A 715-nucleotide genomic window follows, 5' to 3' on the forward strand; every position below is an offset into this window, starting at 1 on the left:
TTTGAAGGGAATCGAACGCATCGGCATCAAGGTACAGAAGTTCACTTGCCCTGCTAAAAAACGTTGGCTGATGCGTGCCCCAGAAAGCTTGTTATTGAGGTACTGGTAAACAATGCTTGGCGACAGTTCTTGCTCGAACAAGGCATCATCAAGTTGTTCATTCAACTGACCAAGCGCATCTCGAATCGACTTCAATACCACTTCGCCTTCTAGCTCGACCGTAAAGAAATCATCGATTAGATTCAGCAGCGTCTCACGCCACAACTCAATAGATTGAGCTTGATTGAGTCGCTGACGATAGTGAGTAATACGTTCAATAAAGTGCGCCAACTTACCCGCAAGCTCTGCGCTCATACCCTGCACTTCATCATAAGCAGCTATCGGTGAGTCAGCGGTTTCAAATAGACCCGCTGATTCAGACATCGCATAACCCAGTAGCATACGCTGCACACCAAACAACCACGTATTTTGCTGCGTCTCAGGTAGGTCAAATTCGGTCGCCGTGCTGCCATCCACACCCCAGCGAATCCCGGCTTCTTCTACCCATTGCTTAGCTTGTTCGAACTGATACTCATCAATATCAAAACGCGCCAGCATGGCTGGGATCTCAAGCAGTTCAAGCAATTCAGAAGCAAGGCATCGACTCTTAGGCAGAGCCACCAGCTGCATGAAGGCGGTTAAGATCGGACTTTCTTGATCGGCGGTTCTATCCGAG

General features: G+C 48.7%; 1 pseudogene. It reads right to left on the bottom strand.

Features of this window, described 5'->3' with window-relative positions:
- Positions 1 to 715, bottom strand: a pseudogene (locus KIV40_RS25910) (exodeoxyribonuclease V subunit gamma); the annotation flags it as partial.

The organism is Vibrio sp. D173a, from assembly GCF_030248475.1.